This window comes from Geodermatophilus sp. SYSU D00663, from assembly GCF_054050655.1.
On record NZ_JBJGZT010000002.1, the window covers coordinates 276,145 to 289,591 of the forward strand.

Here is a 13,447-nt window from a genome sequence, read left to right on the forward strand (position 1 = left end):
ACTGCCGACACTTCGGGAGCTGAGTGTTCTCGCGGAGGTCACCCGGGACGGCGAACGGGCCGCCGACCCTGGTGGGGGTCGACGGCCCGTCGCCGTGCGGGGAGTCCTAGTTGACGGGCTCCTCGTCCGGGATGCCGTTCTCCGGCGGAGTGGCGGCCTGGCCGTCGTACTCCTCGATCTCGGCGTCGCCGTTGTCGGTGACGAGCACGGGGGTCAGGTCCTCCGAGCCCTCGCCGACGATCCGGCTGACCGACATGCCGCTGTAGCCGGCGTGGCGGTCCTCCGAGTAGCGGAAGGGCGCGAAGCCCGGGCCCTCCCACTCGGAGCCGGCCTGCTCGACGGCGGCGACGAGGTCGTCACGCGTCGGGTTCTGGCCGGCGGACTGCAGGGCCTGCACCATCGTGTAGGCCTGCGACATGCCGTAGACCCGGTAGTTGGTGAGCTCGCCCTCCTGGCCGGACTCGTCCCAGACCCGCTGGAACAGCTGGATCCAGGGGTTGTCCGGCTGGTCGACCGTCGGGATGTACTCGGTGGTCAGGACGCCGTCGAGCAGGCTGGCGTCGCTGACCTGGCCCTCGGAGAAGCGGGCCAGCAGCGAGCCGACCAGCTGCGGGTCCGAGCCGATGTTCGAGTAGAACCACTGCGGCCGGTAGCCCAGCTGCAGCGCGGTCAGCTGCGAGAGCGCGGTGTAGCTGGGCACGTTGAAGCCCAGGACGAGGTCCGCGCCGGCGGCCTGGAGGGCCGAGATCTGCGGACGGACGTCGGTGTTGCCGGGGACGTAGGTCTCCTCGGCGACGATCTGGTCCTCGAGGTACCGGCGGGCACCGGCGGCGCCGTCCTCGCCGAGGTCGTCGGCCTGCAGGAACAGGCCCACCTTGGCGTCGGGGAAGTTCTCGGCCACGTACTGGCCGATGATCTTGGCCTCGATCTCGTAGTCGGGCTGCCAGCCGAAGGTGTACGGCTTCTCCTCGACGTCGTCCCACAGCCGCGAGCCCGACGACACGAACAGGTCGGGCACGCCCTCGCTGTTGAGGAAGTCGGTGACCGCGTTGTGGGTCGGCGTGCCCAGACCCGACATGAGCGCGAACACCTCGTCCTCGAGGACGAGCTGGTTCACGACCTGGCTGGTGTTGGTCGGGTTGTACGCGTCGTCCCGGTAGACGAACTCGATCTGCCGGCCGTTGACCCCGCCGTTGGCGTTGACGTAGTCGAAGTACGCCTGGACGCCGGTCGGGATCTCGCTGTAGCCGGGCGCCGCGACACCGGTGAGCGGGTAGTGCGCACCCAGCTTGATCGAGTCCTCGGTGATGCCGACGTCCGAGGCCTCGTTCTCCTCGCTGCCGCCACCGCCGCCGCCACCACCGGAGTCCCCGCCGCCACAGGCGGCCAGGGTGGTGGCGACGGTCGCCGCGGCCACGAAGCTGACGAGGCGTCGTGAGGATCGTGTCAAGGGTTCTCCTCTGGAGGGACCCGGGCGCCTTCGCCCGGGGGTCTGGTGGGGGGTGGGGAAGCTGAGATGCGGCCGCTGGCCGGGGTGGGGGACAGCCGTCGGGTCCCGGCTCCTCACCCCCTGGCGCGGGCGGCGGTGCGCCGCGCGCGCTGCTTCATCCAGGCCAGCCGGACGGACCCGACCAGCCCCGCGGGGGCGAAGAGCATGACCAGCACGAGGATCACGCCGTAGACGACGTAGGAGATCTCGGCGGCCTGGGCGGCGTCCATGTCGAAGGACTCCCCGAGGTCCCGCAGGTACCGCGGCAGGAAGACCAGCAGCGCCGAGCCGATCAGCGCGCCGAAGAGGCTGCCCAGACCGCCGATGACGATCGCGGTCAGCAGGGACAGCGACAGGACGATCGTGAACGCCGTCGGCGCGGTGAGCCGGACGACGAGGGCGAGCACCGCGCCGGCCAGGCCCGCGGCCGCGGCGCTGACGACGAACGCCGTCACCCGCCAGGCGCCCAGGTTGATGCCGGCCAGCTCGGCGGCGACCTCCTGGTCGCGGACCGCGCGCCAGGTGCGCCCGACCCGGCTGCGCATGAGGTTCGCCAGCAGGAAGTAGGTGAGCAGCAGGCAGGCGACCGCGATGTAGGCGATCCACTTCACGCCCGAGGCCGAGTTGCCCGACAGGGTGCGGATCGTCTCGACGAACCAGTCCGGCCGGTCCGGGGTGGAGACCGTCAGGCCCTGCTCGCCGCCGAGGGTGTCGGAGAAGTACAGCGCCAGGCCGGGCAGGCCGACGGCGAGCGCGAGCGTCGCGCCGGCCAGGTAGGGGCCGTGCAGGCGGGCCGCGGCCACGCCGACGATCGCGCCGACGATCGAGGTGAGCGCCACCGCGATCAGGAAGACCACGGCCAGCGGCAGCGGCTCCTCGGCGTCGAGCAGCAGGGCGGTGGTGTAGCCGCCGACGGCCATGAGCGCGCCGTGGCCGAGCGAGATCTGCCCGTTGAGGCCGGTCAGCACCGTCAGCCCGCCGGCGGCGATGGCGTAGAAGGCCACGTAGCCGATCTGGGCGTTGAAGCCGAGGTCGGTGGACTCGAGCAGCAGCACCGCGAGGACGGCGCCGATGACGAGCACGACCAGGTGCCGCAGCAGCGTGTTCCGCGGCAGGAACGTGCGGCCGCCGGTGGCCTGGGCCGAGCTCGCGTCGGCCGCGGCCGTGGCCAGCGACGGCGCGTCGGAGGACGCGGCGCCGGCCTGCGGCGGGGATGCGGGGGTCTGCAGGTCGCTCATGCCGCTCACGCCCTCCGGGTCTGGGTGGTCGAGAAGAGGCCGCCGGGCCGGACGAGCAGGACGATCACGAGGACCACCAGGGCGGCCAGGCCGACCAGCTCGTCGGCGACGTAGCCGCGGACGTAGCTCAGCAGGAGGCCGAGCAGCAGCCCGCCGACGACGGCGCCGACCGGCGAGTCCAGCCCGCCGAGCACCGCGGCGACGAAGCCGAACACGATCAGCGAGTCCATGAACGTCGGGGTGACGAAGGCGGTCTCGGCGGCGATGAGCATCCCGGCCAGCGAGCCGACGACGGCGGCCAGCGCCCAGCCGAGGGTGAGCATCCGGCCGACCCGCACGCCGAGCAGCCGGGCGACCTCCTGGCCGAACGCCGAGGCGCGCATGGCCAGGCCGACGCGGGTGAACCGGAACAGGGCGGTCAGGCCGGCCATGACCACCAGCACCGCGAGGAGGGTGAACACGGTGTTGGGGCTCAGCGCCAGGTTCGAGTCCCCGACGGTGAAGCCGATGTTCGAGAACGGCGGGACGAAGGCCCGCTGGTTGACGCCGAACAGGACCGAGATCAGCGCCTGGATCGCGATGAACAGACCGAGGGTGACGATGACCGCGTTGAGCTCCGGCCCGCCCTCGACCGGGCGGATGACGACCCGCTCGACGACCGCGCCGATGAGCAGGCCGGCCAGCAGGGCGACCACGAGACCGACCCAGTAGGACTGGCCGTTCTCGATGAGGGCGAGGGCGATGAAGGTGGTGAGCGCGGCCATCGCGCCCTGCGCGAAGTTGACGATCCGGGTGGACCGCCAGATGAGCACGAGGGCCAGGGCGAACGCCGCGTAGACCGCTCCGTTGATCACCCCGCCGAGGGTGAGGTTGACGAACTCTCGCACGTGGCTGCCTTCCTGGTGCTGCGGGGGAGCGGGGTCTAGAAGCCGAGGTAGGCGTGCCGGAGGTCCTCGTCGCCGGCGAGCCGGGCGGCGTCGTCGGTGACCACGACCCGGCCCAGGTTCAGCACGACGCCGGTGTCGGCCACCGACAGCGCGCTGCGCGCGTTCTGCTCGACCAGCAGCACCGAGAGGCCCTCGGTGTCGACCAGGTGGCGGACCAGGCCGAAGATCTGCGCCACGATCCGCGGGGCCAGGCCCAGGGACGGCTCGTCGAGCAGCAGGACCTTCGGCCGGGCCAGCAGCGCGCGGCCGATGACGAGCATCTGCCGCTCGCCGCCGGACAGCGTGTGCGCCGTCTGGTTGCGCCGCTCCCGGATCCGCGGGAAGAGGTCGTAGACGCGGTCGAACTCGTCCTGCGCGACCTTGCCGCGGAACAGCGAGCCGACCCGCAGGTTCTCGTCGACGGTGAGCTCGGCGATGACGCCGCGGCCCTCGGGCACGTGCGCCATGCCCTTGGTGACCATCGCCTCGACCGGGGCGCGGGTGACGTCCTCGCCGTTGAGGGCCACCCGGCCGGCGGTGGGCCGGACCAGGCCGCTGATGGTGCGCAGCAGCGTCGTCTTGCCCGCGCCGTTGGCCCCGAGCACCGCGGTGATCCGGCCCTGCTCGGCGCGCAGGGTCACGCCGTCGAGCGCCTTGACCGGGCCGTAGGAGGCCGACAGGCCCTCGACGTCGAGGACGGCGGTGGCGGTCGCCGTGCCGCCGGCGGGGGCCGTCGCGCCCTTGGTCAGGCCGGTCCCGGCGGTGCTCCCGGCGGTGCCCGCCGCCGTGCTGCCGTGCGCCTCAGCCACGGGTCGTCCCCCCGTCGGTCGCGGCCAGCTCGCTGGCGTCGATCGTGTCGTCGACGGCGTCGCCGAGGTAGGCCTCGGTGACCGCCGGGTCGTTCTGCACCTGCTCCGGGGTGCCGGCGGCGATCAGCTGGCCGGAGTCCAGGACGGTGATCTGGTCGCACACCCGCATGACCAGGTCCATGTGGTGCTCGACCAGCAGGACGCTCATCCGGCCGCTCAGGTGCTGGATGAGCTCGCCCAGCTCGTGCATCTCGTCCTCGCTGAGGCCGGAGGCCGGCTCGTCGAGCAGCAGCAGCTCGGGCTCGGAGACCAGCGCGCGGGCCAGCGCGACCCGCTTCTGCACCGGGTACGGGAGGCTGCCGGGGTAGCGGCCGGCGTAGTCCGCGGCGTCCAGCTCGCCGAGCGCGGCCGTGGCCCGCTCGCGCAGCCGGGCGTCGTCCTTGTCGGCGGTCGGGATCGCGAACAGCGCGGAGAAGAAGCCGGCGCGGGCGTGCTTGTGCGCGCCGACCATCACGTTCTCGAGCACCGTCAGGCCGGGGAACAGGCCCACGCCCTGCAGGGTGCGCGCGATGCCGAGCTTCGCGAGCTGGTTCGGCCGCAGCCGCCGCAGCTCCTGGCCGCGCCAGACGATCCGGCCCTCGGTGGGGCGGACCAGCCCGCAGGCCACGTTGAACATCGTCGTCTTGCCGGCGCCGTTGGGGCCGATGAGCCCGTGCACCTGACCCGGCTCGACGGTCAGCGACACGTCGGTGAGGGCCTTCACGCCGCCGAAGGCGACGCTGATCCCGGTCATCTCGAGCCGGGCGGTGGGCGATCGGTCCTGGTGCCGGGTGCTGCTGCCTGCGGTTTCCGGCGGCTGCGCCAAGGTGCCCACGTCTCCTCTGCGTCGGGGAGGTCGCCGCGCTGCCGACCGCCGCCCGGAGGGCGACGATTGGGTCACGGCTACGTCCGTATGACTCTGCGGGCCGGTGAAGACCGTCACAATGGGCGCACCGCACAGTGATCGGTGCCACGTGTTGTGCTCTGTGCGATGAACACAGGAGGTGAGCGCGTGCGGACGGCCCCCTGGGGTGTGGAGGAGCGACTCGCCGAACTGGTCCCGGCCCTGCTGGACCGGCTCGACGAGATGACCGACCGGATGGTGGAGGTGCTGGTCGAGACCGAGCCCGCCTACCGCGAGGCCCTGCTCGGGGGCGACCAGCAGATGCGCGCGACGCTGCGGCGCAACCTCGAGGTCGGCGTCCGCGGCCTGCGGCCCGACGTCCCCGCGGCCTACCACCAGAGCCACGCGGAGGGCGCCCGCGCCGTCGGCCGGCTGCGGGCCGCGCAGGGCATCCCGCTGGAGGCCGTGCTCCGCGCCTACCGGCTCGGTGGTCAGATCACCTGGGAGGCGCTGGTCGCGCTGTCCCGCCAGGGTGACCGGCACGACGACGGGCTGCTGCTCGAGGTCGCGGGCTCGCTGTGGCGCACCAACGACCGCGGCTGCAGCGCCGCCGCGGAGGGCTACCGGGACGAGGAGCGGCGCCGCTCGGGGCTCGACGCCGCCGAGCGCCAGCGGCTGCTCGACGGGCTGCTCGACGGCCGCGGCGGGGACCCGGCCTACGCCCGCACCGCCGCCGACCTGCTGTCGGTGCCGCTGGCCGGCCGGCTGGCGGTCGTCGTCGCGCCGGCCGGCGAGGAGGGGGACGCGCTCCCCGAGCCGACGTCCGCGCTGCTCAAGCGCGGCATCCGCTCGGCGTGGGGCACCCGGTCGCAGGCCGCCGTCGGCCTGGTGGCGCTGGGGACCCGCCGGTTGCCGGAGCTCCTGACCTGGCTCGGCGCCGTGGCCACCGGCCCGGTCGGGGTGTCCTCCGTCGTCGAGGGCGCGGCGGCCGTGGCCGGCGCCTACCGGCTGGCCGAGACCGCCGCGCGCACCCTGCCCGAGGGCGTCGCCCGGGTCGTCACCATCGACGACCGGCTGCCCGAGGCGCTGCTGAGCAACTCCCCGGAGATCGCCGCGCGGCTGGTCGGCCAGACCCTCGGCCGGCTGCTCGAGCTGCCCGGGGACGAGCGCGAGGTGCTGCTGGAGACGCTGTCGGCCTTCCTCGACGCCGACGGCTCGCCGACGCGCGCGGCCGACCTCCTGTACTGCCACCGCAACACGGTCATGCACCGGCTGCGGCGGATCGAGTCGGTGACCGGCCGCAAGCTCACCGACCCGCGGGCCCGGCTGCTGTGGCAGCTGGCCCTGCTGGGCACCGGCCACCACGACGCCGGGCACCGCCGGCCGGTCCGCGACTCCGCCTAGCGACCTGCTGGAACGGCCCCCTCGCAGGGGCCCGCCGCGAGCTCGCGAGCGGTGGGCGGCGAGGGGGCCCTCCGACTACTGCAGGTAGCCCTCGACCTCGGACCTCGGGCGCACCTCGGCGGTGTCGGGGTCCTCGTCGTACTGCCGCTTGGCGTCCCGCTGGCGGACCAGGTCCCAGAGCTGGTCCCGCTCCTCCTCGATCTGACGGAGCCGGGTGCGCTGGTCGGCGGTGTGCTCCCCGCCGTCGCGGAGCCGGTGCTCCTCCTCGACCAGTGCGTCGATGCGGCTGCGGATCTCGCTGTCGTCCATGGGCGCTCCCTGCCCGCCGCGACGGAGGCGAAACGGTCAGGCCTCGGGGACCCAGCCCTCGACGAACGCGGCCAGCCGCCGGGTCACCGCGCCGCCGGCCCGGCCCAGCGCCAGCAGCGCCGGCCGGTCCAGCGGGACCCGGACCGGCCGGCGCCCGGGGACCGCGCTGCGCACCGCGTGCCCGGCGGCGACCAGCTCCGGCCACGGGCGGCCCAGTTGCGCGCGCACCCGCGCCAGCGCGGCCGCCGTCGGCCCGGCGTTGCCCTCCACCATCGCGGTGACGAGCGCCGGGTCGCTGCCGGCCACCCGGGTGCCGTCGCGGAAGCTGCCGGCCGCCAGCGCGAGCGCCAGCGGGCCGGCCTCACCGGCGGCGGCGGCGAGCGCGGCGGCGAGCAGGTGCGGCACGTGGCTGACCGCGGCGACGGCGTCGTCGTGCTCGGCGGCGGTCACCGGCACCACCTCGGCGCCGGCGTCGAGCGCGACCTCGGCGGCGCGCAGCCAGCGCCGCAGGTCGGTCCCCGGCTCCAGGCACAGCGCCCAGCGCGCGCCGCGGAACAGCCCGGGGTCGGTGGCCCCGTGCCCGGACCGCTCGGTCCCGGCCATCGGGTGCCCGCCGACGAACCGGCCGCCGAGCGCCGCGCCCACCGAGGCGAGCACCGGGACCTTCACCGAGCCGAGGTCGGTGACGGTGGCGTCCGGGTCGACGTCGAGGCCGTCGAGGGCCGTGGCCGTCGCCGGCAGGGGGACGGCGAGGACGACGACGCCGCCGAGCTCGCGGCCGACCCGCACGCCGCGGGCCGCGGCCGCCTCGCGCGCGGCCGGGTCGACGTCCCACCCGGACACCTCGCGGCCGGCGGCGACCAGCGCGGCCGCCAGGGACCCGCCCAGCTGGCCCAGGCCGACCACCCCGACCGGCGGCGCCGGCATCGTCGGGACGGGGAGGCTCATGCCGGCGACCCCCAGGGCCGGTCGGTGCGGAAGACGCGGGCCAGTGCGGTGGCCACCAGCCGGCCGTCCTCGCCGCGGGCGTCGATGCGGTAGACGGCGGTGCGGCGGCTCCGGTGCAGCTCGCTGCCCTCGGCCACCAGCCGCTCCCCGGGCCGGCCCGCGACCAGGAACTCGGTGTGCACGTCCTGCGCGACGGCCACCGTGCCGTGGCTGTTGCCCACCGCCGCGTGGACGACGTCGAGCAGCGCCATCGTCGCGCCGCCGTGCGCGGTGCCGACGGCGTTGAGCAGCCTCGGGCCGACGGTCATCGCCGCCCGCGCGTACCCCGGCCGCACCTCCTCGAGCTCGATGCCGAGCAGCTCCGCGAGCGGGTCGGCGGCCAGCCGGGCGAACAGCGCGGCGTCGACCTCGGCTCCGTCGGAGGGTTCGGGATCGGCCATGATCAGAGGCTATGCCGCACTCCCCGCGCTCCTGGCCTCCGGCATGACCCCCCGGTCGTTCCTCCTCCCGCAGGAGGTCTCCGACTACGTCCGCGCCAGCTCCGAGCCGCTGGACGAGGTGGCCGCCGCGCTGGTCGCCGAGACCGCGGCGCTGGCCGACCGGGGCGAGGTCCCGGCCACCTTCCAGATCGCCGTCGAGCAGGGCGTGCTCATGCAGCTGCTCACCGCCGCGCTCGGGGTCCGCCGGGCGGTCGAGATCGGCACCTTCACCGGGTTCTCCGCCCTGTGCATCGCCCGTGGCCTGGCCGAGGGCGGCTCGCTGCTGTGCCTGGACCGCAGCGCGGAGTGGACGGCGATCGCCCGCCGGTACTGGGAGCGGGCCGGCGTCGCCGACCGGGTGGAGCTGCGGCTGGGGGAGGCGCTGGACCTGCTGCGCGCGGTGCCCGCCGAGCCCGCGTTCGACCTGGCCTTCGTCGACGCCGACAAGGGCGGCTACCCCGCCTACGTCGAGGAGCTGCACCCGCGGATGCGGCCCGGCGGCCTCGTGCTGCTGGACAACACCCTGCGCAGCGGCCGCGTGCTGGCGCCCGAGAGCGACGAGGACCGCGTGATCGCCGACCTCAACGCCTCGCTCGCCACCGACCCCCGCTTCGAGACCGTGCTGCTGCCGCTGGCCGACGGCCTGACCGTGCTGCGGGTCCGGTGAGCGCCCCGGGGACGGCCGCCCCGCCGAGCTGGGCGGTGCGGGTCGCCCGCCGCGGCGGCCGCTGGCGGGTGGAGCTGCTGGCCGCCGACGCCTCCGACGAGCTGCCGGTGCTCGAGCGGGCGCTGGGCGACCCCGGCACGGAGGAGTGGCCGGGGCCGTTCGTGGTCGTCGTCGACTCGCGGCTGTACTTCGTCGTGCTGCGGCACGGCCCCGGGGGCATGGTCCGCGCGCTGATCTCGGACGCGACCATGCAGGAGTGGGTGCTCGGCGCCGAGGTGGTCGAGCGCTACGGCATCGCCGTCGACGAGGACGGCGCCTTCGACGACGACGAGACCGGATGGCCGGGAGGGGACCTGGACGTGTTCGCCGACGACGGACTGCCCGCCGACGAGCTGCGGCCGATCGTGACCGCCGACGACCTGTGGGCCGACGAGATGGTCGCGCGGATCGCCACCCGGCTGGGCTTCGCCGACGAGCTGGCCGCGGCGGTGCGGGCGTGAGCGCGACCGCCGTGGTGTTCGACCTCGGCGGGGTCATCACCGAGAGCCCGATGCTGGCCTTCGCCGCCTACGAGGCCGAGGCCGGCCTGCCCGAGGGGCTGATCCGGCGGCTCAACAGCACCGACCCCGACACCAACGCCTGGGCGCGGTACGAGCGCAACGAGCTCGACGTCGAGGGGTTCGTCGACACGTTCGAGGCCGAGGCGCTGGCCGCCGGCCACCGGGTGGACGCCCGCCGGGTGCTCGCCGCGCTGTCCGGGGAGATCCGCCCGCAGATGGTGGAGGCGGTGCGGACGCTGAGGGCCGCGGGCCTGCCGCTGGGGATGCTGTCGAACAACGTCGCGCCGATGGAGCGCACCGGGCGGCTGGCCGAGCTGCTCGACCTCTTCGACGCCGTCGTCGAGTCCTCGGTCGAGGGCGTGCGCAAGCCCGAGCCGGAGATCTACCGGCGGGCGCTGGCCCGGCTGAACGAGGCCACCGGCCGTGACCTCGCGTTCTCCGACTGCGCCTACCTCGACGACCTGGGCATCAACCTCAAGCCGGCCCGGGCGCTGGGCATGCACACGATCAAGGTCGCCGACCCCGCGACCGCGCTCGCCGAGCTGTCCGCGCTGGTCGGCCTCCCGCTGGCCGGCGCCCGGCCGTGACGGCTCCCGGCGGCGTCCTGCCCGACGACGTCGTCGACGCGGCGATGGTCCGCGCGCTGCAGCTCGCCGTCGCCGCGCAGGAGTGGGGCGACACGCCGATCGGCGCCGTCGTCCTGGGGCCGGACGGCGCGGTGCTCGCCGAGGCGGCCAACGAGCGCGAGAAGCGCGGCGACCCGACGGCGCACGCCGAGGTCCTCGCCCTGCGCGCCGCGGCCGCGGTCCACGGCGACGGCTGGCGGCTGACCGGCGCGACGCTCGTGGTCACGCTGGAGCCCTGCACGATGTGCGCCGGCGCCAGCGTGCTGGCGCGGGTGGCGCGCGTCGTCTACGGCGCCGACGATCCCAAGGCCGGCGCCGCCGGGTCGCTGTGGGACGTGGTCCGGGACCGCCGGCTCAACCACCGGCCGCAGGTCACCGGCGGGGTCCGGGCCGAGGAGAGCGCGACACTCCTACGCGCGTTCTTCCGCCGGAGGCGGGCCCTGTAGTCTCTTCGGCGGTGGCGTGTCCGAGCGGCCGAAGGAGCACGCCTCGAAAGCGTGTGAGGTGCAAGCCTCCGTGGGTTCAAATCCCACCGCCACCGCCAGCAGGACCGGACGGCGGCGCCCCGCGACGGGGCGCCGCCGTCGTCGTCTCCCGGGTCAGGGTCTCCCGGGTCAGGGTCTCCCGGGTCAGGGTCTCCCGGGTCAGGCCACGACGTCGAGGTCGACCAGCAGCTCCCCGTCGTCGCCGCGGACGAACGTCACCGCGTGCGTCTCCACCACCCGCTCGCCGCCCCGCCGGAACTCCACCCGGCTGGTCGCGGTGAGGCCGTCGTCCTGCTCGTCGACGTCCCGGACGTCGACGAGCGACACCTCGTCCCAGCGGCCGAAGAAGTCCCGGTAGTAGTCGTAGCTCGCCCGCGACCGCAGGCTCGGCCCGGTCATCGCGTACGCGCTCTCGGGGTCGCCGGGCAGGTACTCGTAGTACTGCTCGAGGGTCTGCCGCACCTCGGCCTCCGCGTCCGACGCGGGCCCGGCCTCGTCGTCCGGCGTCGTCTCGTCCGCCGGCGTCGCCTCCTCCGTCGGCTCCGGGGTGGACTCCTCCGTCGGCTGCCCGGCGGACCCGGTCTCCGGCGCGGGAGCCGGCTCCGTGCCCGGCGACGTCGGGTCCGCCGAGCTCTGCGGTGCGGGGTCGGCCGACGGGCTCCCGCCGTCGCCGCGCACGGCCAGCCAGGTGCCCAGCGACGCGGCGAGCACGACGAGCAGGACCAGCGCGGCCACCAGCAGCGGACGGCGGCGCCGGCGCCGGGGCCCGACGGACGGTCCGGTCCGGGGCGGTCCGGGCCGGGCGGCGGGCTCCGGCCCCGGGCGGGCGGCCGTCCCGGGCCCGGGGGTCGGCGGGCCGGCGGGGACGGCCGCGGGCTGGACGGCGGTCGGCGGGTCCGCGCGGGCCGCCGGGTCGGTCGGGGGCACCGGCGCCGGCACCGCGGCGGTCCGGTCCCGGTCGCGGGAGGACCGCAGGTCGGTGCGGGCCAGGAGCACCGTCGTCGTGTCGCCGTCGCGGCCGGCGGCCAGCTTGGCGAGCACGTCGCGGACCTCGGTCATCTCCGGCCGGTCGGCGGGGTCGCGGGCGAGCATCCGCAGCAGCGGCCGCTCCAGCGACCCGGCGCGGGCGGGCGGGCGGATCTCCCCGCCGGCGACCCGGTGCAGCAGGCGCAGCGCGTTGTCGTCCATGCCGAACGGCGGCTGCCCCTCGACGCAGGTGTAGAGGGTGGCGCCCAGGGAGAAGACGTCGCTGGCCGGCGTCATCCCGGCGCCCTGGGCGACCTCCGGGGCGAGGAAGGCCGGCGTCCCGGTGATCTGGCCGGTCTGGGTGAGGGTGACGTCGCCGCTGGCGTGCGAGATGCCGAAGTCGGTGATCTTGACCAGGCCCTCGACCCGGTCGCCGCGCCCGATGAGCACGTTGGCCGGCTTGACGTCGCGGTGGACGATCCCGGCCGCGTGGACGGCGGCCAGCGCGTCGGCCAGCTGGGCGCCGACCTGCGCCACCTGGTCGGTGCGCAGCGGCCCGTCCTCGGCCAGCACCACGGCCAGGCTGCGGGAGGGCAGGTACTCCATGACCAGCCACGGGATGCCCTGCTCCAGCGCCACGTCGTAGACCGAGATGGCGTGCGGGTGGGTGAGCCGCGCGGCGATCCGGCCCTCGCGCAGCGCCCGCTGGCGGTGGTGGTCGGTCGTCTCCGGGTCGGCACCGGCCGGCAGCAGCACCTGCTTGATCGCCACCCGCCGGTCGAGGAGCTCGTCGCGCCCCAGCCACACCGCACCCATGCCGCCGCCGCCGATCCGCTCCAGGAGGCGGTAGCGGCCGGCCACCAGGCGGCCGGGGACGGTCGAGGTCACGGGCGGCTCCTACCCCGCGGGCGGGCGCCCGGCACGGGCCGGGTCAGACCGTGCTGGGGACGCCGTAGCGGCGCGCGTACTCCTCCTGCGCCCCCTCGGGCAGGACGTCGTAGAGCTCGCCCAGCTGCTCGACCGCGTCGGGCGCCAGGTCGTCGAACAGCCGCGCCCACGTCGGCGGCTCGTCGTAGCCGCGGGTCAGCAGCAGCTCCCACGCCTGGGCCTGGCGGTCGCGCTTGCTGCGCTCGGCGGCGAACTCCGACAGGTAGCGGTCCTTGGCGGCCGCCTTCTCCTCCGCGGTCGCCGACGGCGGCAGTCCTGACGGGTCGGCCCCGTGCAGGACGGCGACGATGGCCTCCACGACCTCCGGTCGGACCTGATCCGGCTCGCTCATCCGTCCTGCCTCCTCGGTTCCCCCGTGCGGCCCCGTGCGGTGCCCGTGCGGTGTGCGACCGGTCCAGCCTGCCCCGTGCCGCCCGCGCGGACCACCCGGGGCGGCACGCCCGTGCCGGGGCGGCGGCTGACCCGCGGCCCGGCGCCCGGTACCATCGGCGTGCACTGGAGGATTCGCCTAGTGGCCTATGGCGCTCGCTTGGAAAGCGGGTTGGGGGCAACCCCTCGGGAGTTCGAATCTCCCATCCTCCGCAGGCACGCGACGGGCTCCCGGCCAGCCGGCCGGGGCGGCCGCCCCCTGCCAGCCCCCGCCCCCCCCCCCCCCCCCCCCCCCCGCCCCCCCCCCCCCCCCCCCCCCCACAACCCCCCCCCCCCCCCCC

15 protein-coding genes and 2 tRNA genes are annotated in these 13,447 nt (G+C 75.5%); 7 read left to right on the forward strand and 10 right to left on the reverse strand.

All coding sequences use genetic code 11. The features are described 5' to 3' along the window. Positions 1-106 precede the first annotated feature (106 nt). From ACI79Z_RS02770 to ACI79Z_RS02790, 5 genes are all read right to left on the reverse strand, one after another. The gene (locus ACI79Z_RS02770) at positions 107-1,450 is read right to left on the reverse strand and encodes an ABC transporter substrate-binding protein (RefSeq protein ID WP_387988443.1); all 1,344 of its coding nucleotides are present in this window, start codon (positions 1,448-1,450) and stop codon (positions 107-109) included. Positions 1,451-1,563: 113 nt separating this feature from the next. Then, complete coding sequence (locus ACI79Z_RS02775) at positions 1,564-2,727, reverse strand: branched-chain amino acid ABC transporter permease (protein ID WP_456901627.1); 1,164 nt, start codon at positions 2,725-2,727, stop codon at positions 1,564-1,566. 5 nt (positions 2,728-2,732) lie between these two features. Next, complete coding sequence (locus tag ACI79Z_RS02780) at positions 2,733-3,614, reverse strand: branched-chain amino acid ABC transporter permease (RefSeq protein WP_387988441.1); 882 nt, start codon at positions 3,612-3,614, stop codon at positions 2,733-2,735. 35 nt (positions 3,615-3,649) lie between these two features. Then, positions 3,650-4,462 (reverse strand): ABC transporter ATP-binding protein, encoded by an 813-nt coding sequence (locus ACI79Z_RS02785; protein WP_387988440.1) that lies wholly within the window; start codon positions 4,460-4,462, stop codon positions 3,650-3,652. Further along, on the reverse strand, positions 4,455-5,255 hold the full coding sequence (locus ACI79Z_RS02790) for an ABC transporter ATP-binding protein (RefSeq protein WP_387988439.1): 801 nt from the start codon (positions 5,253-5,255) through the stop codon (positions 4,455-4,457). Before ACI79Z_RS02790 ends, ACI79Z_RS02785 begins: the two co-directional genes overlap by 8 nt. 258 nt (positions 5,256-5,513) lie before the next feature. Between ACI79Z_RS02790 and ACI79Z_RS02795 the strand changes: the two genes are divergently transcribed. After that, entirely contained in the window at positions 5,514-6,749 is a 1,236-nt protein-coding gene (locus tag ACI79Z_RS02795) for a PucR family transcriptional regulator (RefSeq protein WP_456901628.1), read from the forward strand. 75 nt (positions 6,750-6,824) lie between these two features. Here ACI79Z_RS02795 and ACI79Z_RS02800 read toward each other — a convergent pair whose 3' ends face one another. From ACI79Z_RS02800 to ACI79Z_RS02810, 3 genes are read right to left on the reverse strand one after another with little or no spacing between them, the layout of a single operon-like run. Continuing rightward, complete coding sequence (locus tag ACI79Z_RS02800; protein ID WP_387988437.1) at positions 6,825-7,058, reverse strand: DUF2630 family protein; 234 nt, start codon at positions 7,056-7,058, stop codon at positions 6,825-6,827. A gap of 36 nt (positions 7,059-7,094) precedes the next feature. Then, entirely contained in the window at positions 7,095-8,006 is a 912-nt protein-coding gene (locus ACI79Z_RS02805) for a prephenate dehydrogenase/arogenate dehydrogenase family protein (RefSeq protein ID WP_456901629.1), read from the reverse strand. Continuing rightward, on the reverse strand, positions 8,003-8,446 hold the full coding sequence (locus tag ACI79Z_RS02810; RefSeq protein WP_456901630.1) for a PaaI family thioesterase: 444 nt from the start codon (positions 8,444-8,446) through the stop codon (positions 8,003-8,005). Before ACI79Z_RS02810 ends, ACI79Z_RS02805 begins: the two co-directional genes overlap by 4 nt. On the opposite strand from ACI79Z_RS02810, the gene ACI79Z_RS02815 reads away from it, so the two are divergent. The 5 genes from ACI79Z_RS02815 to ACI79Z_RS02835 all read left to right on the forward strand — a co-directional run bounded on the left by ACI79Z_RS02815 (position 8,445) and on the right by ACI79Z_RS02835 (position 10,882). Beyond that, a complete protein-coding gene (locus ACI79Z_RS02815) occupies positions 8,445-9,152 on the forward strand; it encodes an O-methyltransferase (RefSeq protein WP_456901631.1) in 708 nt (235 codons plus the stop codon). The genes ACI79Z_RS02810 and ACI79Z_RS02815 overlap by 2 nt on opposite strands. Next, entirely contained in the window at positions 9,149-9,652 is a 504-nt protein-coding gene (locus ACI79Z_RS02820) for a tRNA adenosine deaminase-associated protein (RefSeq protein WP_387988433.1), read from the forward strand. The genes ACI79Z_RS02815 and ACI79Z_RS02820 overlap by 4 nt, the downstream gene beginning before the upstream one ends. After that, on the forward strand, positions 9,649-10,299 hold the full coding sequence (locus tag ACI79Z_RS02825) for an HAD-IA family hydrolase (protein WP_456901632.1): 651 nt from the start codon (positions 9,649-9,651) through the stop codon (positions 10,297-10,299). Before ACI79Z_RS02820 ends, ACI79Z_RS02825 begins: the two co-directional genes overlap by 4 nt. Continuing rightward, positions 10,296-10,784 carry a tRNA adenosine(34) deaminase TadA gene (tadA, locus tag ACI79Z_RS02830; RefSeq protein WP_456901633.1) on the forward strand — a complete coding sequence of 163 codons (489 nt, stop codon included), beginning with the start codon at positions 10,296-10,298 and terminating at the stop codon, positions 10,782-10,784. The genes ACI79Z_RS02825 and tadA overlap by 4 nt, the downstream gene beginning before the upstream one ends. A 10-nt stretch (positions 10,785-10,794) precedes the next feature. Continuing rightward, positions 10,795-10,882 (forward strand) — tRNA-Ser (locus ACI79Z_RS02835). Between the two features lie 100 nt (positions 10,883-10,982). Here ACI79Z_RS02835 and ACI79Z_RS02840 read toward each other — a convergent pair. Next, positions 10,983-12,677, reverse strand: coding sequence for a protein kinase domain-containing protein (locus ACI79Z_RS02840; RefSeq protein ID WP_456901634.1), 1,695 nt, complete (start codon positions 12,675-12,677; stop codon positions 10,983-10,985). Positions 12,678-12,720: 43 nt separating this feature from the next. Next, the gene (locus tag ACI79Z_RS02845) at positions 12,721-13,068 is read right to left on the reverse strand and encodes a hypothetical protein (RefSeq protein ID WP_387988429.1); all 348 of its coding nucleotides are present in this window, start codon (positions 13,066-13,068) and stop codon (positions 12,721-12,723) included. 166 nt (positions 13,069-13,234) lie between these two features. Here ACI79Z_RS02845 and ACI79Z_RS02850 point away from each other — a divergent pair. Then, positions 13,235-13,319 (forward strand) — tRNA-Ser (locus tag ACI79Z_RS02850). Positions 13,320-13,447: the final 128 nt, after the last annotated feature.